Origin of the sequence: Candidatus Poriferisocius sp. (assembly GCF_965204015.1) — a bacterium.
GTDB lineage: Bacteria > Actinomycetota > Acidimicrobiia > Acidimicrobiales > Bin134 > Poriferisocius.
Genome location: NZ_OZ241965.1, coordinates 3,899,172 through 3,921,108, shown reverse-complemented (window position 1 = coordinate 3,921,108; position 21,937 = coordinate 3,899,172). Strand labels below are relative to the sequence as shown.

General features: G+C 64.7%; 22 protein-coding genes. 12 read left to right on the top strand and 10 right to left on the bottom strand.

What is annotated here, in order from left to right; genetic code table 11:
* Positions 1-5: 5 nt before the first annotated feature.
* Positions 6-2,315, top strand: a complete 2,310-nt coding sequence (locus ACOGJC_RS17805; RefSeq protein WP_419846331.1) for a xanthine dehydrogenase family protein molybdopterin-binding subunit — start codon at positions 6-8, stop codon at positions 2,313-2,315.
* Positions 2,302-3,591 carry a glutamine synthetase family protein gene (locus ACOGJC_RS17800; protein WP_419846330.1) on the top strand — a complete coding sequence of 430 codons (1,290 nt, stop codon included), beginning with the start codon at positions 2,302-2,304 and terminating at the stop codon, positions 3,589-3,591. Before ACOGJC_RS17805 ends, ACOGJC_RS17800 begins: the two co-directional genes overlap by 14 nt.
* A 22-nt stretch (positions 3,592-3,613) precedes the next feature.
* On the opposite strand, the gene ACOGJC_RS17795 is transcribed toward ACOGJC_RS17800, so the two are convergent.
* Positions 3,614-5,137: a nitroreductase family deazaflavin-dependent oxidoreductase gene (locus tag ACOGJC_RS17795; protein WP_419846329.1), complete on the bottom strand. Its 1,524-nt coding sequence runs from the start codon at positions 5,135-5,137 to the stop codon at positions 3,614-3,616.
* A 40-nt stretch (positions 5,138-5,177) separates the two neighbouring features.
* Here ACOGJC_RS17795 and ACOGJC_RS17790 point away from each other — a divergent pair, with 40 nt between their 5' ends.
* Both ACOGJC_RS17790 and ACOGJC_RS17785 read left to right on the top strand, forming a co-directional pair.
* Entirely contained in the window at positions 5,178-5,606 is a 429-nt protein-coding gene (locus ACOGJC_RS17790) for a nuclear transport factor 2 family protein (RefSeq protein ID WP_419846328.1), read from the top strand.
* Positions 5,607-5,652: 46 nt separating this feature from the next.
* Positions 5,653-6,765 (top strand): DUF1214 domain-containing protein, encoded by a 1,113-nt coding sequence (locus ACOGJC_RS17785; protein ID WP_419846327.1) that lies wholly within the window; start codon positions 5,653-5,655, stop codon positions 6,763-6,765.
* Positions 6,766-6,782: 17 nt separating this feature from the next.
* On the opposite strand, the gene ACOGJC_RS17780 is transcribed toward ACOGJC_RS17785, so the two are convergent.
* From ACOGJC_RS17780 to ACOGJC_RS17765, 4 genes are read right to left on the bottom strand one after another with little or no spacing between them, the layout of a single operon-like run.
* A complete protein-coding gene (locus ACOGJC_RS17780) occupies positions 6,783-6,953 on the bottom strand; it encodes a hypothetical protein (RefSeq protein ID WP_419846326.1) in 171 nt (56 codons plus the stop codon).
* Positions 6,950-7,261, bottom strand: coding sequence for a helix-turn-helix domain-containing protein (locus ACOGJC_RS17775; RefSeq protein ID WP_419846325.1), 312 nt, complete (start codon positions 7,259-7,261; stop codon positions 6,950-6,952). Before ACOGJC_RS17775 ends, ACOGJC_RS17780 begins: the two co-directional genes overlap by 4 nt.
* A 47-nt stretch (positions 7,262-7,308) precedes the next feature.
* A complete protein-coding gene (locus ACOGJC_RS17770) occupies positions 7,309-8,070 on the bottom strand; it encodes an SDR family NAD(P)-dependent oxidoreductase (RefSeq protein ID WP_419846324.1) in 762 nt (253 codons plus the stop codon).
* 25 nt (positions 8,071-8,095) lie between these two features.
* Positions 8,096-9,175, bottom strand: coding sequence for a hypothetical protein (locus tag ACOGJC_RS17765; RefSeq protein WP_419846323.1), 1,080 nt, complete (start codon positions 9,173-9,175; stop codon positions 8,096-8,098).
* A gap of 158 nt (positions 9,176-9,333) precedes the next feature.
* Between ACOGJC_RS17765 and ACOGJC_RS17760 the strand changes: the two genes are divergently transcribed.
* Both ACOGJC_RS17760 and ACOGJC_RS17755 read left to right on the top strand, forming a co-directional pair.
* Entirely contained in the window at positions 9,334-10,158 is an 825-nt protein-coding gene (locus tag ACOGJC_RS17760) for a TauD/TfdA dioxygenase family protein (RefSeq protein WP_419846322.1), read from the top strand.
* A gap of 15 nt (positions 10,159-10,173) precedes the next feature.
* Positions 10,174-11,472 (top strand): cytochrome P450, encoded by a 1,299-nt coding sequence (locus tag ACOGJC_RS17755; RefSeq protein WP_419846321.1) that lies wholly within the window; start codon positions 10,174-10,176, stop codon positions 11,470-11,472.
* A gap of 29 nt (positions 11,473-11,501) precedes the next feature.
* Here ACOGJC_RS17755 and ACOGJC_RS17750 read toward each other — a convergent pair whose 3' ends face one another.
* Complete coding sequence (locus ACOGJC_RS17750) at positions 11,502-13,886, bottom strand: CoA transferase (RefSeq protein ID WP_419846320.1); 2,385 nt, start codon at positions 13,884-13,886, stop codon at positions 11,502-11,504.
* 143 nt (positions 13,887-14,029) lie between these two features.
* Between ACOGJC_RS17750 and ACOGJC_RS17745 the strand changes: the two genes are divergently transcribed.
* A complete protein-coding gene (locus ACOGJC_RS17745; protein WP_419846319.1) occupies positions 14,030-15,082 on the top strand; it encodes an amidohydrolase family protein in 1,053 nt (350 codons plus the stop codon).
* A 22-nt stretch (positions 15,083-15,104) separates the two neighbouring features.
* Here the strand turns inward: ACOGJC_RS17745 and ACOGJC_RS17740 are convergent, their stop codons facing one another.
* On the bottom strand, positions 15,105-16,283 hold the full coding sequence (locus tag ACOGJC_RS17740; protein WP_419846318.1) for a thiolase C-terminal domain-containing protein: 1,179 nt from the start codon (positions 16,281-16,283) through the stop codon (positions 15,105-15,107).
* On the bottom strand, positions 16,283-16,699 hold the full coding sequence (locus ACOGJC_RS17735) for a Zn-ribbon domain-containing OB-fold protein (protein WP_419846317.1): 417 nt from the start codon (positions 16,697-16,699) through the stop codon (positions 16,283-16,285). Before ACOGJC_RS17735 ends, ACOGJC_RS17740 begins: the two co-directional genes overlap by 1 nt.
* A 119-nt stretch (positions 16,700-16,818) precedes the next feature.
* On the opposite strand from ACOGJC_RS17735, the gene ACOGJC_RS17730 reads away from it, so the two are divergent.
* Genes ACOGJC_RS17730 through ACOGJC_RS17715 form a run of 4 tightly spaced genes read left to right on the top strand, consistent with a single transcriptional unit; the run spans position 16,819 to position 19,667 of the window.
* Positions 16,819-18,075, top strand: coding sequence for an amidohydrolase family protein (locus ACOGJC_RS17730; RefSeq protein ID WP_419846316.1), 1,257 nt, complete (start codon positions 16,819-16,821; stop codon positions 18,073-18,075).
* Positions 18,076-18,124: 49 nt separating this feature from the next.
* Positions 18,125-18,919 (top strand): SDR family NAD(P)-dependent oxidoreductase, encoded by a 795-nt coding sequence (locus ACOGJC_RS17725; RefSeq protein ID WP_419846315.1) that lies wholly within the window; start codon positions 18,125-18,127, stop codon positions 18,917-18,919.
* Between the two features lie 44 nt (positions 18,920-18,963).
* Positions 18,964-19,482, top strand: coding sequence for a cupin domain-containing protein (locus tag ACOGJC_RS17720; protein ID WP_419846314.1), 519 nt, complete (start codon positions 18,964-18,966; stop codon positions 19,480-19,482).
* 14 nt (positions 19,483-19,496) lie between these two features.
* Entirely contained in the window at positions 19,497-19,667 is a 171-nt protein-coding gene (locus ACOGJC_RS17715; protein WP_419846313.1) for a hypothetical protein, read from the top strand.
* Positions 19,668-19,685: 18 nt separating this feature from the next.
* Here the strand turns inward: ACOGJC_RS17715 and ACOGJC_RS17710 are convergent, their stop codons facing one another.
* The gene (locus ACOGJC_RS17710) at positions 19,686-20,207 is read right to left on the bottom strand and encodes a TSUP family transporter (protein ID WP_419848270.1); all 522 of its coding nucleotides are present in this window, start codon (positions 20,205-20,207) and stop codon (positions 19,686-19,688) included.
* Between the two features lie 136 nt (positions 20,208-20,343).
* Between ACOGJC_RS17710 and ACOGJC_RS17705 the strand changes: the two genes are divergently transcribed.
* The gene (locus ACOGJC_RS17705) at positions 20,344-20,757 is read left to right on the top strand and encodes an HAD family hydrolase (protein WP_419846312.1); all 414 of its coding nucleotides are present in this window, start codon (positions 20,344-20,346) and stop codon (positions 20,755-20,757) included.
* On the opposite strand, the gene ACOGJC_RS17700 is transcribed toward ACOGJC_RS17705, so the two are convergent.
* Positions 20,754-21,896: a cysteine desulfurase family protein gene (locus ACOGJC_RS17700; protein WP_419846311.1), complete on the bottom strand. Its 1,143-nt coding sequence runs from the start codon at positions 21,894-21,896 to the stop codon at positions 20,754-20,756. The genes ACOGJC_RS17705 and ACOGJC_RS17700 overlap by 4 nt on opposite strands.
* Positions 21,897-21,937 lie beyond the last annotated feature (41 nt).

Genomic DNA, 21,937 nt, shown 5'->3' with positions numbered 1-21,937 from the left:
CACCTATGCAGCACCGGCTGGTCGGCCAGCGGGTTCCCCGCACGAACGACGACGGGCTGCTACGCGCCAAGGGGCGCTACATCGACGACATCGTGCTGCCCGACATGGTCCATGCCGCCATTGTTCGGAGTCCGGTAGCCCACGGGCGACTGATCGGTTTCGACCCTGCCGACGACGGCCGCGCCACGGTTTTCAGCCCCGATCAGCTGGCGGAACTCATTCCCGGCCAGCTCCCTGTCCTGTGGATTTTGGACGGCCAGCAGCAGCGGTCCACACCGGTGATCGACAAGGCGCTGCGGTACGTGGGCCAGCCGGTCGCCGTGGCCATCGCCGATTCCCGGTATCTGGCCGAAGACCAGGCCGAACGGGTTGTTTTGAACATCGAAGAGCTCGACCCGGTGTTGGAGATCGACGACGCGCTAGCCGCCGATGCCGTATTGCTGTATCCCGAGCTCGGTTCCAACGTGCTGGCCTCGTTCGATGCGGGCGACTCCGAGGACCACACCGCCGCGGTGTTCGCCGCGGCGGACCGCAGGCTCCACATGAGGCTGCGGATCGGGCGGGTTCACGGATTGGCCATCGAGGGGAGGGGGATCGTCGCGGTGCCCGGACCCCAGGGGAAGCTCACGGCCTACACATCGACGCAAGCACCGCATTCGGTGCGCGATTCGCTGTGCGAGTCGCTGGGTATGGCCCAGAGCCAAGTGCGGGTGATCGCCCCCGATGTGGGGGGCGGCTTCGGGCTCAAAGACCACGTGTACGAGGACGAGGTCATGGTGGCCGCGGCCGCCATGAGCCTGGGGCGACCGGTGAAGTGGGTTGAGGACCGGTCCGAATCGCTGATAGCCACCACCCACGCCCGCGACGAGATCCACGACGTCGAGGTGGCGTTCGACGATGACGGAACGCTGCGGGGGCTGCGAGTCGAGGGGCTTCGCAACGCCGGGGGTCGTTTCGCGGTTTTCGGCGGAGGACCGCTCTTCACCGTGTTCGGCGTGGTGCCCGGGCCCTACCACTGGGATGCCGTGCGCTGCGTGGGCCGGGTGGTGGCCACCAGCACCATGACCACGGGGGCCTACCGGGGATTTGGCCAGACCCAGGCGGCATGCATTCGCGAGCGGGTGGTCGAACGGGTGGCCGCGGAACTGGGCCGCGATCCGGTGGAGCTTCGGCTTCAGAACATGATCGGTCCCGAGGAGCTGCCGTATCAGATTCGAACCATGATCGAGCTCGACAACGGCGATTATCCGCAGTCGCTGCGCCGGGCTCGAGAGCTCATCAACCGCGGTCCGGCTGTTTCTGACGATGGGCGGGTCCGCGGTGTGGGCTATTGCTGCTACGTGCAGATGGCCGGGATCGGGCCGAGCACCGCGAACGAATTCATCGGCCTCAGCATTGGCGGGTTCGAGAGCGCCGACATCCGCGTTGAGCCCGATGGGTCGGTTCGGGTGGCCACCGGGGTCTCTCCCCATGGCCAGGGTCTGGAGACCACCATCCCCCAGCTGGTCGCCGACGAGCTCGGAGTGGGACTGGAGACGATCGAGTTGGTACACGGCGACACGGACACCACCCCGTATTCCCCCTACGGCACGGCCGCCTCGCGATCCATCGCGGTGGGCGGCGGAGCTGCGGTCGTTGCCTCGCAGCGGGTGGCGGACAAGATCAGGGCCATCGCCGCCGAGATGTTGGAGGCCAGTCCGGCGGACATCGAGCTCGGCGAGGGTCAAGCCCGCGTGGCAGGCACCGATGTCGGGGTGAGCATCCCCGACGTGGCCAAGCGGGCCTGGCAGGGGTTCCGGCTTCCTGAGGGAATCGAGCCCGGGTTGGCCGAGTCGTACTCGTACGACCCCGTCAGCGCCACGTTCTCCTACGCCACCCATGCGTGCCGGGTGGCGGTTGATCCCGGCACCGGACAGGTGGCCGTGGAGGACTATGTGGTGGTGAGCGACTGCGGCACCATGGTCAACCCCACCATCGTCGAGGGCCAGATCCAGGGCGGTGTGGCCCAAGGGCTGGGCGCGGCCCTGATCGAGGAGTTCGTCTACGACAACAATGGTCAACCGCTGATGTCGACATTGCTCGATTATCACGTACCAAACAGCGCGACAATGCCCGACATCCGCGTCGAGCACTTGGAGATCCCCAGCCCGCACACCCCGGGGGGTATGAAGGGAATGGGGGAGGGGGGAACCAATGGCGCATACGCTGCGGTCGTGAATGCCGTCTGCGCTGCGCTGCCCGACGTGGACTGGAACAACGTGACCACTCCGCTGTCGCCCAACCGAATATGGGAGGTGCTCCATGGCCAACCTTGACCACACCAGAGTGCGGGTGCTCTACCCCGACATGTTCGGATTCGCCCGCGGAAAGTACATACCGGTGGCAGCGGCCACCGGGGAGGTGGGCTTTTCCATCGCCATCTTCGGGGTGGGGTACGACCGGGCATTGATCCCCGCCCCCGGAGCCGAAGTGCTCGAAGGGCTCGGTGATTTCCGGGCCGTTTACGACCTTGAGCAGATCAGAGACTGGTGGCAGGAGGGGACCGGCGTGGTCATTGCTGACCTCCTCCAAGACGGCAAGCCGCTCGCCATCTCGCCTCGGAACGCGTTGGCCAAAGCAGTCGATGACCTCGAAGCCGCCGGCTACCGGGCCAGAGTCGGGATCGAGCTGGAGGCCTATGTGCTTCAGCCCGACGGAAAGGGGGGCTGGGAGGAATGGGACACTCCCGGCTCGCACTGCTACGGAACCGGCCCGCTGGTGGACCCCGTCGGCCTGCTGGACGACATCATGGCCGCGGCCGCAACTGCGGGCATCGGACTGGAAACCATCGCCAGCGAGTACGACACGCCTCAGTTCGAGTTCACCATCGAGCACCAGGAGCCCCTCGAGGCGATCGACAACACCTTCCTCCTCAAGCTGCTGTGCCGCGAGATCGCCGCTCGGCACGGGCTTCTGTTGACGTTCCTCGGTCGGCCATTCGGCGATCGCGGCGGCAACGGCCTCCACGTGAACATCAGCTTCCAGAACGATGCCGGTGAGCATTTGTTCCACGATCCACAGGCCGCCGATGGACTCTCTGCCATCGCCCACCACGGCATCGGGGGCATGCTCGAACATCACGAGGCGCTGACCGCACTGTGCGCCCCCACCGTCAACGCCTACAAGCGGCTCATCCCCGGGCAGTTGTCGGGCTATTGGGCCAACTGGGGATACGACCACCGCGCCGTAGCGATACGAGTCCCGAGCGACCGCGGCGCCGGCACTCGTCTGGAGAACCGACTGCCTGATGGCGCATCGAACCCCTACGTGGCCACCGCGGCGCTGTTGCAGGCCGCGCTCCTCGGAGCCAAGAACCACATCTCACCACCCCCGTGCGAAGAGGGCGATGGCCTCGAAACTGCCAATACGGAGCGGTGCGCCCCGGAGAACCTGAGTCTGGCCCTCGATGCGCTCGAGGCCGACTACGCCTTGGTAGAAGCCGTCGGATCAGGCCTGGTGGCCAACTTTGTGGCCATGAAGCGTGAGGAGTGGCGCCGGTTCTCCCAGGCGGTCACCGACTGGGAGCTCAACGAGTACCTGACGTACCACTAGGAGTGTCGATCAGTTCCGACAATCAGTCTCTGCTTGTGACGGGCTCCAATTCGAACAAGCGCAGCTCGCGCTCGGTAACTGCGTCGTATTGAATCCAGAGCGGATACCAGGCCACGGCGGTCTGCCACCTCGATTCACGTTCGGCGCCTGATAGGAGTCGAGCCCGCATCGGCGTCCGCTGGCCGCGGAACACGATCTCAGCATCGGGGTTGGCCAAGAGGTTCGCCGTCCACGCGGGATGATGTCCGCGGGCAAAGTTACTCCCCACCACCAGAAAGCGGCCCTCTTCGAGCGGGACCGCGCCGAGGGGAGTCTCTCGGGTCTGGCCGGTCTTGGCGCCTGTGGTGAAGAGCATGAGCATGGGCTGCGCCGCGGAATCGAGCAGTGTTTTCCCTCGGGTGAGCCGGTTGATTGCCCGGTGGGCCCGCGGAACGATGTGCGGGCCGAGGGTCCGAAACGGTCTCGACAGCACCACGCGGGCCGGCATGCGGAAGCCTTTAGGCGGGGTCGGCGCTTTGCTGGGATCAGGAATCGGGAGCGCCTTGCCGATCTGGCGGTTGGAGAGGAGGCCGGCTTCGTGCCAAGCAGTCAGGCTGTCGGCGAACGTCTCCTCTATTGCCCGGAACTCGACCCCGTAGGCGGCGAGATCGCTGTCTTCCGACCCCTCCCACTGGGTGAGCACGCTCATGCTGAATCTGTTCATCGCCGCGTTGATCGGCACAACTCGCCGAATGGCATCGGCCACGCGCCCCATCCCCCGGAGTGCTGATGGTGGCAGCGGCATCATGGGGAACCTTCGACCGGTGAAGTCTCGGTAGATTGCGGCAAAGAGATTCATGTCCACCAGATGGCCGCCGCACATCACGCGACGGGGCCCATGGCCCGGTTCCAGTAGCGCCACGAGGAGCGAGGCCATGTCTCGGACATCGGAGATCGCCACCGCGGCCTTGCGGGTGGGAATGATGCCGCTTGCCGTGAATCGGGCCATGTCCTCGCTGGCCTCGCCGAAGGCCGAACCGGCGGGCGGCCCGATCACCGCGCTCGGATAAACGATCGCCAAGGGAGCACCGTCAGCCTGGAGCTTGCGGGCCACCATCTCCGCATCAGCCTTGGCTTGGCCGTAGGTGTATCCGGCCGACGACGGCGGGTGGTCGACGGTGAGCGATCCGGCGCCGGGATCGAATAGAGCCGCCACGCTGGAGACGTGGATGATCGGGTCGAGCTCCATTTCGTGGGCCTTGTGGAGCACGAGTCGGGCACCGGCAATGCTGTTCTCGATCCCTTGGGCATTGCCGCGGGCATCGAGAGATACGACGGCGGCGCAGTGGATCGCCGCGTCAGCGCCATCGAGAGCCGAGGCGACAGCGTCAGGATCGGTCATGTCCCCTTGGACGTAATCGATAGCAGGCAAGTCGAAGGCCGCTTGGAGGTCTTCGAGCTTTTGGGGCGACCTCACCAAGGCACAAACTTCGTGACCAGCCTGAATGGCGCGCGCCGCGGTGTGGCCACCGATAAAGCCGGTCGCTCCCGTCATCATTACGCGCATTGGAAGCCACCCTAGTGGCCAGTGGGGTTAGATTCCGCTGGTGGACCCCGACAAGCGAGCAGCCAATCTCCAGCGGATTCGGGAGTACTTCGATCTGATCGCCACTGGCGATGTCGACACGCTGGCGCAGTACTGGCACGACGAAATCGTGTTTGAGGCTCCATTCTCGTTCACCGGCAAGCCGTCGCGCACCGTTGGCAAGCAGGCGGTTTACGACCGGCTTTTCACCTCATACGGCCTGGTGAGTATGGCCTTTCACATCATTGAGATCTACGAGCTCATCGACCCTGACCGCTTCCTCGTGGAGTACGACAGCGATGGCCACATGCTTGGCTCGGGAGAGCGGTATCAAAACAGCTACATCACGCTGGTGGAGATGCAAGACGGCCTTATCAGCCGCTTCCGCGAGTTCTACGACTCCCAGCGGTGCGCCGCCGCCTTCGGCCCGCTGCTGGACCCCGACCACTGAGCGATTATGAATAGGTGAAGACAATTGCCAGCGGAAGGAGACATCGGTGACTGATCGATCGGGACAGGTATGGGACGAACTCGTCGAGTTGATGGGTGACATCGAGCGGGATTGGGGGCGCGAAGCCAGAGCCATGCCGACGGCGGACGAGCGGGCAGAGGCGCGGATGTTCGCACTCAACTGCTTGCAGCACGCCCTGGAGTTTTGGTCGCAGGCTGATCCGGCCCGGCCGTGGTTCTATCGGTGGTTCTCACCGACCAAGAAGCTCTTGGGGGACAACCCCGACGCTATCTACTACGGCTCGGTGATCGCCCCCGAGCGCGACTATGTCATCCGAGGCAACCTGGCTGGAGCGGTCTATACATCCTTCACCGTCGAGGTCGGGACGGCCGGTGGGGGCATGTCGAAAGCACTGGGGGCCACGCTCAACGACGATGAGATAAAGGTGGGCTCCGATGGGAGCTACGAGCTGCACCTGAGTCAGAACCCCCAGCCCGAAAACTGGCTGGCGCTCACCCCAGAATCGGGCAGCGTTACCACCCGCCATTATTTCGAATGGGATCGTCCGGCGGCGACCGACCCCAACATGCACGTTCCACTGTCCATTGAGCCGACGGTCGATCCCGGACCTCCAGCCATCCCCGACGACGAGGCCTGCGCCCTGGGTCTCCAGCGGGTCATCACATTCCTTCGCAGCGTGACCGTGGACTGGCCCACCGGTCCTCGCGACATTCCGCTGGATTGGGTTTCCCCCGAGCCCAATCGGTTTACCAACCCCCCGCTCGACGAGGGCAATCGAGCTATCGGGTACGCCGCGGCCGACAATGCCTACCGCTCGACCCGCTATGAGCTGGGGCCCAATGAAGCGCTTGAGATCCGCGGCCGGTTCCCAAGCTGCCGGTTCGCCAACGTTGTGCTCAACAACCGGTTCATCCAGACCCCGCCCTACCGGGATCGACGGGTGTCGCTCAACCGACGCCAGACCGTGTTGGAGCCCGACGGCTCGTTTCGCATGATCCTCGCCCATCGCGACCCCGGCGTCCCCAACTGGCTGGACACCGCGGGCGCCCCCACCGGCACCATCTTCTGGCGCTACCTCCTCCCCGACGAACAGCCAACCCAACTCGAAACTCAGGTGTTGTCTGTGGACGCGGTTTGATCTGCCGTGTCTCTTCCCTAGCCGGCTAGAGCTCGAAGGCGGGCAACCCGCTGATCTTCGCCACCTAAGTAGCGAACGAGTACGCCCAGTACCGCTTCGTGGTCAAGGGTGCCGGCTGCGTCCATTTCCTCGAGATCGGCCCAGTCACGAGTGCGGTCGAAGAACGCCTTGAACACGGCCAGGTTCATTTTCCGAAAACGGGAAATTCCAGGGTGGGGGAGTGTCGGGACGGGAATTCGGCGGCCAACTCGACCACAGCAGCCAATTCCTCCCCTCGGTCAAGGCGGCCGTCTCCCCGCACGCGGGGACTGATCTCCCAGTCAAGGGCGAAACCAGCGGCACTCACGATGCGGTCGAGGGTAGCGGTAGACGGAATCTTGGCTCCCGCCTCGTAGGCCGCGATCGCCGAGTGGGAGGTGCCGGCAGCCGCAGCAAGGCCCCGCAGAGTGAGGCCAGCCCGACACCGGGCAGTGCGGATCACCTCGGCCGCGTCCATGCCTACAATGGTATCCGATCAGATACCATTTGGCTATAGCAGCCGGTCTAGAGATCGCGTCCTAGGAGGCTGAAGCACTGGCCGGTCGGGCCATCTTGTGGTGAACGGGTGGCGAGAAATGCCACGTACTCCGCAACTTCGCTGGGCTCTTTGACCCGATCCCCGCCGAGTGCCGGCTCAAGTTCCGCGAGACGGTCCATTGGCAGCCCAACCGTCCAGCTCAAGAGCTCGGTGGCAACCGCGCCGGGCACAATCTCGTTGACCGTGATTCCCCGGGGACGAAGCTCCCGTGCCAGCACGCGGACGTACATCGAAACAGCGGCCTTCGCCGAGCAATAGGCAGCGGCACCTGGTGAGGGCGAATGACCCTGGCCCGAGCCGATCACGATGATGTGGCCGCCGTCGCCAGCGGCCAGGAGCTCGAGTGCGGTGTCGCAGCAGAAGTGCACCCCATGCACATTGACGTCGAAGCAGCGGTCCCAGTCTTCGTCAGCGAGTTCCCCAACCGGGGTAAGCGGCTGCATAGCACCGGCATTGTTCACCAGGATGTCCAGCCGCCCGAAGATCTCCTCGGTTCGGTCAAGAAGATGGCGAACCTCGGAGCGCGAGGTCACATCCGTCGCAATCACCTCGGCCCGCCCGCCAGCGTCGGTAATGCCAGCCGCGGTTTCGTCAAGTTCGTGGACAGAACGAGCGGCAAGCACGACTGAGGCACCCATTTTGGCCAGACGCTCAGCACTTGCCCGTCCGATCCCACGTCCCGCGCCGGTTACGACTGCGACTCTTCCTGTGAGCGGCTTCGTTGACATTAGACCTCCTGTGCGGCCCACCCAATCATGTCCGGTATCGCCAGGCGATGTGGGATGAGCGGCGGGCAATCTGAGATTGACGGTCTACCGGGGGGAGGTCGAGCTCGCTGAGGGGGATGACCTGGGCGTCGACAATGGGTGTGTCAGGCGGGTTCCACCATCGGAAGGTGCAGAGCACTGAATCCCGCCCTTCGGTGTCGAGCCAGTTGGCGCCGCCCGGATCGGAGCCAGCAATCACGATGGGCCCAGGTTCGATGAGAGCGTGGTTGAGGCAGGTGAGTCGGTTGGTGAAGTCGAGGGCTTCGTACCACGGCCGGTTGTAGAGCTGGACGTCCCACATAGTGGTGCCCCCGTGGTCGACGTTCACCACTAGTGCTTCCTCGGGATCCAGGGCCACGCCAGCGTGGCTGTAGATCAAGGTCTTCACACCGCGCCCCATTCCAGCTGGGGGAAGGAAAGTGTTGGAGGGCTGATCACCGAGCATGCGCTCCTGGTAGCCGTTCCAGAATTCGAAGGAGTGTTCAATCTCGCCGAGGGCGGTGCCGAGGATGGCGCCGGCATCGATTTCCGGCTTGGGCTCGCCCATGGTGTCGAGGCGCTCGATGACGAACGTGGCCGGCTCGGCGGGCTGCCAGTCGAAGTAGTAGTCGCGGATGTGCACGAACGACCCCTCAGGATCGAGGGGTAGCCAGCTCTGGGTCTCGTCGTCAGGGTCCTCGCCTCCGAGCAGGATGTCAATGTCGTCGCAGGGACCGAGCCCGAGGCTCGATCCGGTCACTTCCAGTCCTACGCCCGCACCTCCGCTTTGCGTGGCGCCGAGCTTGATCTGGAGAACGAACTCCTCACAGGCCCCCATGTGGCCCGAAATCCGGTACACCCCGTCGCCGTCGATCGCTGTCCGGCGGGCCACCTGGTCGGCGTTGGGCCCGCCCCATTGGTAAACGGGATCGCTGCTCCGGAAGAAGGCGGGATGGCGGGGGTCGTTGTGGCCGATTGCATAGGTCAGCCAACAAGCCACTTGATTGGCCAGGTGCCGCTGCCCCTCGTCGTCCAGACCCTCGCCGAGGGCCTCAATCCGTTCGCAGAACTCACTCCATGTCGTCATAGACGTACTGCAAAATAGACCACTCTCGCCTCTCAAGCCGTAAGTTCCAGGGCAATATGCGGGGTTCAGTACCCGAGAAGTGCTGGCCGGGTAGTTGGTGAGTTTGAGGGCTGCTAAGCCATATGTTTGACGCTACTGAGTTTCGGGAGGCCATCAGGATGCGAATTGAACCGCTTACGGCGGCGCTTGGGGCTGAGCTATTGGATGTCAACCTCGGGGAACTCGACGCCAGGACGGCATCCGAACTGCGGGGAGCGATTCTGGAGTACAAGGTGGTGGGTGTTCGCGACCAGTTCCTTGATGATGCTGATCATGTCCGGCTGGCCGAGTCGCTGGGCGAGCCGTGGATTCATCCGATGGACCGTCTTGCTGGGGTCGATAAGGCGGAGCCGTCGGAGTTGCGGGTCAAGAGCGATCACCAGCTGCTGACTGATCGGTGGCACTTGGATGTGCTCTACGCGCCCAGCCCGCCGGCGTTCGGGATCCTGCGGGCGATCGATGTTCCGCCGGTGGGCGGCGACACCATGTGGGCCAACCTGGTGCTGGCTGCCTCGTGGCTGCCCGACGAGCTGCGGGAGCAGATGCGGGACCTCTCCACAGTGCACAGCGTGCCCGACACGCTTATCGGCTTGAAGCAGCAGTTATTCCCAGACTTCGATCCGCAGATCTGGCGGGACAAGCTCCAAGGGGTGCACCAGCCCCTGTTGCGTCGGCACCCAGAGACGGGGGAGGAGGCGATCTTCTGCGTTGGCGACGCCACGGTCGACGGTCTCGACGAAGATGCCAGCCACAGCCTCATGGCCGCCGTCACCGAGCATGCCACCAATCCCAGTGTGACCTGCCGCTGGCGCTGGCGCAACGGAGACGTGGTGATCTGGGACGAGCGTTGCACCGCTCACTTCGCCGTGCGCGACCCCTGGGAAGGGGAGCGCGTACTGCGGCGGCTGCTCGTCGAGGGCGACTGCCCGGTAGCGGCCGAATAGCTTTCCAGGGTGGCGATGGCAGATTCACTGGATGACAGGATTCAGCGGCTGCTCGATCGCGACGAGGACCTGCTGGCCTCTCCCTGGCAGCTCTTCGACGACGTGCGGGAGGCGTCGGAGCCAGCCTTCTACAGCGGGGCAATGGGGGCCTGGGTCATAACCAGCTATCAGCTGCTGCACGACATCGTTGTCGACCCGGAAACGTGGTCGAACCGGTCACCAACCGCGACCTATGACTTCCGAAATCCCGTGGCAGATCACGCCGCCGCTATTGCTAGGGAGCCGGACATGGCTGAGGCCGTCAGCCGTTTCCGAAGCCGCAATCGAGGGCGGGTGCTCAACACCGCCGATCCGCCCGAGCACGTTCGGCAGCGCCGGGCGCTAAATCGGGCGTTCCGTCCTGCCCGCCTCCGGGCACTGGAGCCCGAGGTCATATCGGTATCTGATCAGCTGGTTGCTGGGTTCGCCCATCGGGGCCGGGCCGACCTGTTTCGCGAGTACGCCGTCTTGTTGCCCATGGTGATGATCTCCCGAATGCTCGGCGTCCCCGAGCTAGAGCTCGGGAAATTCAAGGGATGGTCGGATGACTTCGCCATTCCCATCGGGCGGGCCAACCCAAGCCGGGACGAAGTACGCAGCTACATCAGATCGGAGTCTGAGTTCGAGGACTATTTCTCGGCCATGATCGAACAGCGCCAGGCCGAGCCGCGAAGCGATCTGATTTCCGATGTAGCCAACGCCGAGGTCGACGGCGAGCCCTTGACCCACGAAGAGCGGATAACCGCATTGAGACAGTTTCTTCTGGCGGGCAACGAGACGACTACCACGCTATTGGCCAACATCGGCCATCGACTGGCCACCGATCACGAGTTGCGCGACCGGCTGGCCGAGGATCGGGATCTGGTGCCCGCCTTCGTGGAGGAGGCCCTCCGCCACGAAGCACCGGTGACCGGGTTGTTTCGAGTTGCCACCCGAGACACCCAATTGGGCGATAAGCCAGTGGCCAAGGGCGAATTCGCATGGGTGGCGTTCGCGGCGGCCAATCGAGACCCCGAGTTGTGCCCGATGCCCGATAGGTTCGACATCGACCGCGACTCCAATGACCACGTTGCCTTCGGCTATGGCGAGCACTACTGCATCGGCCAGGGCTTGGCCCGCCTGGAGGGCAAAGTAGGCACCAATGCCATGTTGGATTTGCCCAACCTGACTCTGGCCGACGACCACACCTACAACTACATGGACAGCTACATCCTCCGCGGTCTTACCCAGTTGTTGGTCACCTTCGATCCGTTCGGCGGCACCCTCGGCAATTGAGGCGAAACCAATCCGAGTTGGCCTACGGGTCAGGTCGCGCCGTCGGCCACCAGAACAACCTGGTCGCTGGCCAATGCCTCGATCTGTTCAGCGGTGTAGCCGAGCTCAGCCAGGATCTCAGCGGTGTGCTCGCCGCACTCGCAGGGGCCCCGCTGAACCGACTCTTTGGTGTCGCTGAAGTTCACCAACTGCCCGACGTCCTCGAACAAGCCGACAGATGCCGAATTCGTCTGGGCTCGCAGCCCGAGAGCGAGAGCCTCGGGGTCGTCGAAGAAGTCGCGGCAGAACTCCTCGTTCACCACTTCGGCAGGCACGCGGTTGGAATCAAGCAGCTTGAACGCCTCGGCGGCAGAGCGCTCCCGACACCACGAGGCCATCTCTTCGCTCAACGCCTGGTCGTGCTCAGCCCGGGCCGTCGGATCGGAAAACCTGATGTCTGCGGCCAATCGCTCAAAGCCCGGGACCGTACACAGAGCCGCCCAGGCCGGCTCATCGATCACCGCGATGGCGATGTATCCGTCGCTGGTCTCGTACATGCGATAGAGGGCGCTGAGGCCCCACTGGTCGGCATCGACCTGATCCCAGGTAACTTCTGGGTCTTCGGGGTCTATCCAGGCGTAAGACGTGGCCAGAAGGGTGGCGTTGACGATGGACGTGCTTACCGAGCGGCCTACCCCGGTGCGCTCCCGGTCGAACAGCGCCAACGCGATAGCGGTCGCACTGAGCATCGCGTTCCCCGTGTCTCCCATGCCCGAGCGCGACCACATCGGAGGATTGCCGCTTGAGCAGGCACCGTCTTCCCACTCTGTGCCGCACAGCGCGGCGGCAGTCTGGTCGGTGCCGGGCAGATCGGAGCGCGGCCCCTTCTCGTATCCCCGGGAGTTGCAGATCACCAGGTCGGGACGGCGCTCCCGCAGCGAATCTTCATCGATCCCCAGGCGGGCCATCGCCCCAGGCCGCCAGTTGGTGGCGATGACATCGGCCTGGTCGATGAGCTGGTGCAAGATCTCCGATCCGCGGGGATCTTTGAGGTTGACCGAGATGCTTCGCTTGCCCCGGTTGGTGCCGAGCCCCATATGCGTGCCCGCCCAGAAGGTGTCGTGCAGCGCATGGATCTTGATGACGTCAGCGCCGAGATCGGCAAGCATCCTCGGCCCGAAAGGTCCAGCCACCCCGAGACCGAGATCGAGCACCTTGATCCCGGCCAATGGCCCACCGGTGAGCTCGGATGCACCCCTAGGTCGGGTCGGAACGCTCTCAGCGTAGGGCTCGCCAAACTCCAGAGGGTTGCCGATGTGGCGGATCCGACCGTGCTGGGGATGGTCAACCTCGGCCACACATCCATCGGCCAGGAACGACTCGTCGAGCAGGGCCTCGAGCGGGGAGCGCACCAGCGCGACCCCCATTTCGTTCGCCTCTGCCTGGGCCACCCAGTCACCGGCCGGGAGTCGCTTGAAGGCTTCAGCCAACTCAGGGTAGAGGAAATGGGTGACGAGCAAGTCCTCAGCAGTCATGCCGATGCGATCAGAACTCCGGCGAAAGTCGGTGTCGGGACCAGTGGCAGTAGCTGAGGAAGCTGAAGCGGTTTCGCGGACCCAAGCCGGCCAAAGGCTCCAGTGGTGGACCCATCGTCCGTCGGCGCACTCGAATAGGCCTTCGATCGATCGGCTGTCGGTGGGCCACATCCAATACAGGGGGCTGTCTTCAGGACGCTCGACCCGTTGCCAGACGAGGGACCCGGCGAACAGTGCGCCCTGGAGCAGCGATGTCTCCACCGCCTGGCCCCTGCCGGTGACCTCGCGGGCCCGCAGGGCGGCCGCGATCCCGAAAATGGCCAGGTGAGCTGCGCCCAGGCTTGGCCAGTTCGTCCGGGGGAATATGGGTCCAGGTCGATCAACACCTCTGACCATCCCATCGGGAGGGCCGAACTCGGGCGACGGGGGCTCGCGGCGGCCGATGTAGTTCATGGCCGTCCCCACCCGACCCCGCTGATCGAAGAACAGGCCGGTTCGAGCGGCGACCAGGGCGTCGATTCCGGGCCGGTCTTGGTGGTCGGAGTGATGCCCGTAGCCGGTGATGGAACAGGAGATGACCAGGGGGTTGATCTCGGCCAGTGCGGCGTGGCTGAGGCCCAAGCGGCGGGTGGCCTCGCTGGAGAACGCGCTGACAACGATGTCTGAGTTCTCCACCAGCTCCCGGAACGAAGCGGCATCGGCTTCGCGGTGGAGGTCGAGCGGGATGCGCTCTGCGCCCCGGTGCCACACCACATAGCCCGACTGATTTGCGAATGGATCGCCTTGCGGAGGCTGGATGCGGACGACTTCAGCGCCGTTGTCCTCCAGCATCATCGTGGCCATGGGGCCGGCGATGCCCCATGACAGGTCGAGCACTCGCACCCCGCTCAGGATCCCCATTGCTGCTCCTTCCGCCACCAGTCCATGTCAAGTGGTGATTTCTTCCAGGGCTAGGATAAGTCCCGATTCTCAACCAAGGGAGATTCATGACTGCGACTGCACCATTGGAGTCAACCACTAACGGCAGGACGAGGGAGCTGCTCGTGTCATCGGACTCCCACGTCCGCCTGACCCATGAGGGAGTGAAGGACCGGCTGGCAACGAAATTCCACAGTGACTACGACCAAGCCGTCGACCAGGTCGGGGGCGGGGTGGCCACTCGCGCCGGCCAGAACACGATGCCCCCGGGATTTGAGGGGGTGCGCCACGCCATAGGCCGGGCCGGAAATATCGACGGCCATGAACGCTTGAAGGACATGGACCAAGACGGTGTCGACGTAGAGGTGTGCTACTGCGAGTTCAGCGCGTTCCGCTACCTGTATCTCATGAAGGACGGGTGGCGGGAGGCCACCCAGGCGTTCAACGACTCGCTGATCGCATTCGGGGAAGCCGACCCCAGCCGGCTGGTGGTTTCGTACCAGATACCCATTCACGACATCGACGTCGCGGTCGAAGAGGTCCACAGAGTGGCTGCCCTGGGCGGTAAGTCGCTGCAACTTCCGGTGTACCCGGTGGAGCTGGGCGCCCCCGACTATTACGACCGGGTCTACGACCCGCTGTGGGCCGCCATCCAGGAGACCGGGCTTCCAGCCTGCTTTCACATCGGGCTGGCTCCGATCGACTACTTCCAAGACGAGATGCCCCAGTTCGGGCAGGGCTGCATCCAGCCGATGTCAGCGATGTTCACCTCGGTGCAGTACGCCAACTTCATCCTCAGCGGAATCTTCGTGCGCTTTCCCGAGCTGAAGACGGTGTGGGTGGAGCCGGGGGTGGGTTGGATCCCCTGGTGGCTGTTCATCATCGACCAGATGAAGACGGTGACCAATTACCCCTTCAACGAGATCGACGAGCGCCCCAGCTTCTACTTCAACCGCAACATGTCCGTGACGTTCATCCACGAGCCGTTTGCAGTCCACAAGCTCCGCTACGACATCGGCGTTGAGAACATGATGTGGTCCACCGACTACCCCCATCCTGCCTGCACCTGGCCGGACTCGCGAGAGCTGGTCAACCAGGACTTCGAAGGCATCCCTGCTGATGAGCGCGAGCTGATCTTGAGCGGCAATGCCATCCGGGTCTGGAATCTCGACCTCTGAGCTGACCCGGCGGTCTCGCCGGTTAGTCGAGCGTCAGGATCGCCCCGGTCCGGCTGGCGGAGATAACCGCGGTTCGGGCGTCGGCCACCTGATTGACGGCAGTTCCTCGTAGCTGGCGCACCGCCTCCAGCACGAGATTGAGCCCGTGGATGTAGCCCTCGCCGATCAGCCCGCCGTTGGTGTTGGTGGGCAGTGAGCCGTTGAGAGCCAGATTGCCGTCGGCGATGAAGTCCTTCGCCTCACCGAACCCGCAGAATCCGAGGCCTTCGAGCTGCATTAGCAATATGGGGGAGAAAGCGTCGTAGATCAGGGCAATGTCGATGTCGTTGCGGGAGAAACCGGCATCCTCGAACAGACGGCTGCCCAGCGCGGCAGTGCCTTCCATGATGGCGAGGTTGGGCCGGTAGTGGTCGCTGGCGATCTCTTGTTCGAACAGTCCGGCGGTTGAGGATGTGGCAATGTGAACCGGTGTATGGGGCAGATCGCGTGCTCGCTGCGGGCTGGTGATCACCAGGGCGACCGACCCGTCGGTCTCCTGACAGCAGTCCAGCAAGTGGATGCAGGGCTCGACGATCCACCGCGACTCCTGGTGCTCATCCAAGGTGATTGGGTTCTGGTAGCCCCAAGCCGCGGGGTTCGAAGCGGCGTAGTCGCGCAGCTGGACGACGGCTCGGCCGAAGTCCGCGCTCTCCACCCCGAATTCGTGCATGTAGCGCACGGAGTTGAACGCCATCCAAGACGCCGGCGTCAGTACCCCGAATGGCATGCACCACTGCATTGCCGTGGTTCCCGAATGACCCGAAGTGGGAGTGGGCGCGGTTTTGGCCGACCCAAAGCGGGTGGCTCCAGATCGGGCCCGGATAGCGCGGTAGGCCACCACGACTTCGGCGGTGCCGCTGGCCACTGCGGCCGCGGCGTGCTGAAGCACTCCCACCGACCCGCCACCCCCATAGGGGACTCGAGATGAGAAGTTGACCTCTTCTATCCCCACTGAGCGGACGAGCTCGGTCTCGTCCACGGGATCAACCGTGTAGCTCACGACTCCGTCGACGTCGGGCGGAGCTAGGCCGGCGTCCTCGAGAGCGGCGGTGATCGACTCGCAGGCCAGCTGAAGTTCGGTGCGACCCGCACGTCGGGAGAACTCAGTGCATCCTGCTCCGACAATGGACGCCGCATTCCGCGACAGAGTGCTTCGTCCCATCACGAATCCTCGCGGGGGCGGAAGACGGGGATCATCGCGCCGTCGGCGGTGGAAGCGAAATGGGCTTGCACCCGCATCCCAATGTGAACATCGTCTTTGGATGCACTGGTGAGGTTGGACATCAGACGCACCCCTTCGTCGAGATCAACTAGTACTCCAATCACCGGATAGTCGAATGCCGGGTGCTGAGGGTGGTGGAGAATGGCATAGCTGTACAGGGTTCCCATCCCGGACAGCTCGACCACCTCCACCTCCAGCGATGAGCATGCCGGGCACATGGGACGCGGCGGGTGACGCAGCCTTCCGCAATCGGCACAGCGTTGAGCCACGAGGCGGCCCTCGGCAGCCGCATCCCAGAATACGGCGCTGTCGTCGGTAACTGTGGGCGAGGGCCGGGTGGGCGCATCGGCAGCCATTTGCTCTCCTTTCTGGCGACGGCCTGTGCATGGTAGGTCGCCGTTGGCGGCGAGGGGTGGTTGTCGAAGCTAACCTGCGGATTGGTGCCACTCCGCGGTAGTCGCAAGGCTTAGGGCCGATGATGACGGCCAACGAGAACGAGCGGGTGTTGTTGGTGTCCGGCGATTCCCATGCCGGGCCGAGCCTGGATGCGCTGCGGTCGTATTGTCCATCGGCCTATCTGTCGGCCTTCGACGAGTTCTCCGCGAGCACCCAGGTCGAGGAAATGCGCGCCCTAGTGCGGGAGAGCGGGTCGCTGTACCTCAACACCTCGGGGCACAATGACCCGGAGGCCCGCCTAGCCGACATGGACCGCGACGGCATCGCCGCCGAGGTGATCTTCCACAACAGCTTCAACGGCGAGCCGATGCCCTTCGTCGACGAGGGGTGGCCCGAGTTCGACAATCCCGAGTTGGCCGGGGTGGGATTTCAGATCTACAACCGCTGGCTGGCCGATTTCTGCTCGGCCGCGCCCGAGCGGCTCGTCGGGTTGGCCCATATCCCAATGTGGGACATCGACGCCGCTATTCAAGAAGTCTGCTGGGCGGCCGACCACGGGTTGCGGGCGGTTAACTTCCCCAGCGCTCGACCGCAATGGACCCAGTACAACGAGCCGGACTGGGATCCGTTCTGGGCCGAGGTGCAAGAAACTGGTCTGGTGCTGGGCACCCACGCCGGGGCGGCCACCGATCCGGCAGTGCGGGATGTAGGCGGCACGCCGCTGCTGTTGATCGAAGCTGGTGGGGCGTACAACCGCCGGGCGGTGGCCCGCATGATCCTGGGGGGAGTGTTCGAGCGATTCCCCGGTCTCAAACTGGCCATGACCGAACAGCCCGGTGTGTGGATCCCAGCTGCCCTGGTCGAGCTCGATTCGGCAGCCCTGGCGCCGCTGCCATTGGCCAACGCAGAGCTATCCAAGCCTCCCAGCGAGTACTTCAAGCAGAACGTGTTTGTCGGCGCCAGCTTCATCGCCCCGTTCGAGGTGGAGGCCGCGGTGGGGGACTGGTGGTGGACCAACATCTTCTGGGGCCGCGACTACCCGCATCCCGAGGGCACTTGGCGCTACTCCGATGACCCCCACGAGACCCCTATGACCCACCTGTCGCTGCGCCATGCCATGGCCGGCATTCCCCACGACAAGGTTCGGGCCATCGTCGGGGAGAACGCGGCCCGGGTCTACGGACTCGACATGGACGCGTTGCGGTCGATCGCCGACGAGATAGGTCCCACCATCGAAGAAATCACCACCCCGCTAGACGCCATTCCGGCTCTGGAGGGGCCTGAGCGCAAGGGCTATGGCTACTTTGCCTTCCGAACCGTCGGTCCCTACGCGTGAGTCTTGGTTCTAGTACCAGACCGCAAGCCACCACCAAGGAGCACAGGAGATGACTGCACACGGCGACAACAGGGTTGCCATCGTCACCGGGGCTCGTCCCTGGGGAGTGGGTGGAGCCACCGCGCGGGCCCTGGCCCAACGGGGCTACGACATCGCTTTGGTGGACCTCCGCCAGGACTGGGGGGAGCAGAGCGTCGAGAACGTCCAAGGTGAGACCGGCCAGCGGGCGATCTGGGTGCGGGCCGACGTGTCGAATCGCGATGATGTCGCGGCGATGGCCGATACCGTGCTCGGTGAGTTCGGCCGCATCGATGCCCTGATCAACAACGCCGCAATCGGCGGAGCCAGCAGCACCGAGCACTTCGAAGTGGAGGAATTCAACCAGGTCATCGGGGTAAACCTGCTCGGCCCGATGCTGTGCACCCAGGCGGTTGTCCCGGCCATGAAGGAGGCCAACTACGGCCGGGTGGTCAGCGTGGCGTCGACGGCGCCCTTCAATCCGCCCCCCGCCGATATGAGCCCGGTGTCCCTGTACAACGCCGCCAAGGGCGGATTGATCGCTTGGACCAAATCGGCCGCCGTGGAGTTGGCCCCCTACGGGATCGTGGTGAACGTTGTCGCCCTCGGAGGCATCTCGACCGGCGGTATGGGCAGTGAGAATCCTCCGACTCCCGAGCAGGATGAGCACATGTTGAATGTCGTTCATCGTGGCTTGCTGCCCTGGGGCCGGGTGCTGAGGGTCGACGAGGCAGCCGACGTGATCGCCTACGCCGCCTCGGCGCCGAGCCACGCCATGCTCGGAGCCACCATCCACGCCAGCGGCGGGCGGGTCATGCCGCTCTGAGCGCGGCCAAGAGAGACCCTCAAGACTTGAGAAAGAGGCAAGCAATGGAAAATAGCCAGCAGATCCGCCGCGTGGTCACGGGACACGATGCCGATGGCAAGTCGGTCGTCGTCTTCAACGACGTTCACGAATACAAGCGCCGGGTGCAGATCTGGACAACCCAAGGATCCCCAGCGGACAACTCTGGGGAGGTGGCTGATGCCGCGTTGCGGGAGACCCGTCTTGAGGCCCCGCACCAGGGTTCGTTGTTCTGGCTGGTCGAACTTCCCCCCAGCCAGGAGATCGCCCCGGAAGCAGTGGCCGCCACCGCCGAGCGGCTCGCCGCGGAGGGCGCGGTCACCCAGAGCGATGGCCGACCCGGGATGCACACCACCAGGACGATCGACTACATGGTGGTGCTCGACGGCCAGGTCACCCTGTTGCTGGACGAGGGCGAGGTCACGCTGCACAAGTACGACACGGTGGTCCAGCGCGGCACGGCCCACCACTGGGAGAACCGGGGCACCGAACCGGCTCGCCTGGCCTTCGTTCTGCTCGATGCCCAGCCGCTGCCGGGGAGGTAATCCAGCGCAGCGCCATGCCACCACGGCGGGCGGCGTTAGAGCAGCTGGCGAAGAATCAACGCCACTGCCCCGGCAAGGGCGACGACCAGCACGGCGGGCCTGAACCAGGAGCGGTCTACGTAGGGGCGGACGAAGCGAGCTATGGCCAGCCCGAGCAAGACCCCTGGGAGCAGCCAACCAGTTAGCTCCAATTCGTGGCGGCCCTACTCCCCGGTCACGACAAGCCCAATGAGACCGAAAGCAGCCACCATGAGGACGTAGGTGGCAAATGTGCCCCGCAATATGGGCGGCTTCATATCGCTGAAGGTGAGTACCAGCGGCGGACCAGGCAAACCGGCGGTAACGCTGGTGAACGCGGTGGCAAAGCCGGTGGCCATCTCGACGGGAGGGTTGCGGCGGATTCGCAGGCCGAACATGAGCGCGATGGCGGCCGCCGCCGTCAGGCTCCCGATCAGGAGTCCAAGCGTCTTGTCGCTGATGGCGGTAAGAACGGCGAGGCCAGCAGCCAAGCCAAAAGGGAGCCCAACAACGCAATGGCGCACTGCCCGGCGGTCGGTGTGGTGGCGTTCGACGATGGCGTGGCGAAGCCCCACGATCTGGCCTATGACCATAAGCGGTCCGGGAGCGAACCCGGGGTCGATGGCCACCAGCGCAGGCCCGGCAACCAGGGCCGCCCCGAGCCCCAATGAGCCGTGCACCACAGCCCCGGCGGTGGAGAAGCCGATGATGATGAGGATCTCCAGCGCAGTCAGAACGAGAATCCCGACTCTTCGTCGTCGCTGCTCAGCATGCTGCCGATTAGGCCCCCATCAGTGCTCACTGCCGTGATGCAAACACATTTTCCCAACAACGGCGAATGAGATGTTGGACGGCAAGAGGGTTGGTGAGGGTCGGCAGTATGCTGCCCCCATCCTCATCTCGTTCGACATCGACGGCACGCTGGAGTGCGGCGATCCGCCCGGGCCGATTTTGTTAGAGGCTATGCGCCAGGCCAAAGCCCGGGGCTATGTGGTGGGCAGCGGCTCCGACCGGGTGCGCTCCGACCAGCAGCGGTTGTGGGACATCCACGGGATCGATGTTGACTTCGTGGGGGGCAAGCACCACCTGGAGGAAGTTCGGGACCAGTTCGAGGCCTCCCGCTACATCCACATCGGCGACACCGACGTTGATCGGTACTACGCCGAGGCCGCCGGTTTCGAGTTCTTGCACGTCGAGGACCTCAACGGCATTTCCGACGCGCTGGCCGGAACAGAGTTCTTCGACTGGCTGGGCTAGCCGCCCAACCTGAGGCGGCGCAGGTCGGCCAGAGCCTCTTCAAGGGCCTGAGCCGCGGCGTCTATGTCGTCATCGGACGTCGACCACCCCACGGAGAAGCGAAGCGAGTGGTGGGCGTCGACCCCCATGGCCTCGAGCACCGGTGACGGCTCCAGTGACTCTGATGCACACGAGCTGCCGGAGTGGGCGGCCACCCCGGCCCGGTCCAAGGCGATCAGCACGGCCTGGGGCTCCACGTCGCGAATGCCCAAACACACCAAATGGGGCAAGCGCTGGGTCGCGTGACCGTAGAATTCAACCCCCTCGATCTCTTGAGCCCGGTGGCGGAGCCGGTCGGTTTGCGATCGAGCTCGGCTGGCCTCTTGCTCTAGGGCACCTCCTAGGAGCGCGGCGCAGGCCGCGCCGAAACCAGCTATGGCCGCGCCGTTCTCCAGCCCAGCCCGCCGGGCCCGCTCCTGGTCGCCGCCTTCCAGCAGCGGCACTATACGCAGCCCGCGGCGCACCAGCAGAGCCCCTACGCCGGGTGGGCCCCCGAACTTGTGGGCGCTGATCGACAGCAAATCGGCGCCGATCTCTTCGAAGCTGACCGGAATCTGACCGGCGGCCGCGGCGGCGTCCACATGGATCAACACCTCGGGCGACTGCTCTCGGCAGGCGGCCACCACCTCGGCCACCGGCTGCACCGTCCCCACCTCGTGGTTGGCCCACTGGCAGTGGACCGCCGCGGTATGGGGCTCGATGGCCGCGGCCATATCGTCGGGGTCCACCCGGCCAGTGCGGTCAACCCCTACCACGGTGGCGCGGTGCCGTTGGGCCGACAGCCGTTGGGCCGACAGCCGCACCGCAGAGTGCTCCACTGCACTCAGCACTTGATGGGCACCCCGGTGTGAGGCCCCTCGAACTGCGGCCGCGATCGACTCGGTAGCCCCGCTGGTGAAAACCACCTCCCGGGATCGGGCGCCAAAGCAGCCGGCCACCTGCTGGCGGGCCTGTTCGATTTCGTATCGGGCACCGAGTGCCTCGGCGTGCATCCGGGAAGGGTCGCCGTGGCCCGCGGCCCACCACTGGTTCATGGCCGCCACCGCCTCCGGCCTGATGGGCGAGGTGGAAGCGTGGTCGAGATAGTGGCGACTGGTCACGGCAAAGGGTTGGTCACGGTCATAGCGTGCTCACAGCACAG

Coding starts and splice junctions, on each gene's coding strand:
- ACOGJC_RS17805 (WP_419846331.1), top strand. CDS start 6: ATGCAGCACCGGCTGGTCGGCCAGCGGGTTCCCCGCACGAACGACGAC.
- ACOGJC_RS17800 (WP_419846330.1), top strand. CDS start 2,302: ATGGCCAACCTTGACCACACCAGAGTGCGGGTGCTCTACCCCGACATG.
- ACOGJC_RS17795 (WP_419846329.1), bottom strand. CDS start 5,137: ATGCGCGTAATGATGACGGGAGCGACCGGCTTTATCGGTGGCCACACC.
- ACOGJC_RS17780 (WP_419846326.1), bottom strand. CDS start 6,953: ATGAACCTGGCCGTGTTCAAGGCGTTCTTCGACCGCACTCGTGACTGG.
- ACOGJC_RS17775 (WP_419846325.1), bottom strand. CDS start 7,261: ATGGACGCGGCCGAGGTGATCCGCACTGCCCGGTGTCGGGCTGGCCTC.
- ACOGJC_RS17770 (WP_419846324.1), bottom strand. CDS start 8,070: ATGTCAACGAAGCCGCTCACAGGAAGAGTCGCAGTCGTAACCGGCGCG.
- ACOGJC_RS17765 (WP_419846323.1), bottom strand. CDS start 9,175: ATGACGACATGGAGTGAGTTCTGCGAACGGATTGAGGCCCTCGGCGAG.
- ACOGJC_RS17760 (WP_419846322.1), top strand. CDS start 9,334: ATGCGAATTGAACCGCTTACGGCGGCGCTTGGGGCTGAGCTATTGGAT.
- ACOGJC_RS17755 (WP_419846321.1), top strand. CDS start 10,174: ATGGCAGATTCACTGGATGACAGGATTCAGCGGCTGCTCGATCGCGAC.
- ACOGJC_RS17750 (WP_419846320.1), bottom strand. CDS start 13,886: ATGGGGATCCTGAGCGGGGTGCGAGTGCTCGACCTGTCATGGGGCATC.
- ACOGJC_RS17740 (WP_419846318.1), bottom strand. CDS start 16,283: ATGGGACGAAGCACTCTGTCGCGGAATGCGGCGTCCATTGTCGGAGCA.
- ACOGJC_RS17735 (WP_419846317.1), bottom strand. CDS start 16,699: ATGGCTGCCGATGCGCCCACCCGGCCCTCGCCCACAGTTACCGACGAC.
- ACOGJC_RS17730 (WP_419846316.1), top strand. CDS start 16,819: ATGATGACGGCCAACGAGAACGAGCGGGTGTTGTTGGTGTCCGGCGAT.
- ACOGJC_RS17725 (WP_419846315.1), top strand. CDS start 18,125: ATGACTGCACACGGCGACAACAGGGTTGCCATCGTCACCGGGGCTCGT.
- ACOGJC_RS17720 (WP_419846314.1), top strand. CDS start 18,964: ATGGAAAATAGCCAGCAGATCCGCCGCGTGGTCACGGGACACGATGCC.
- ACOGJC_RS17715 (WP_419846313.1), top strand. CDS start 19,497: ATGCCACCACGGCGGGCGGCGTTAGAGCAGCTGGCGAAGAATCAACGC.
- ACOGJC_RS17705 (WP_419846312.1), top strand. CDS start 20,344: ATGTTGGACGGCAAGAGGGTTGGTGAGGGTCGGCAGTATGCTGCCCCC.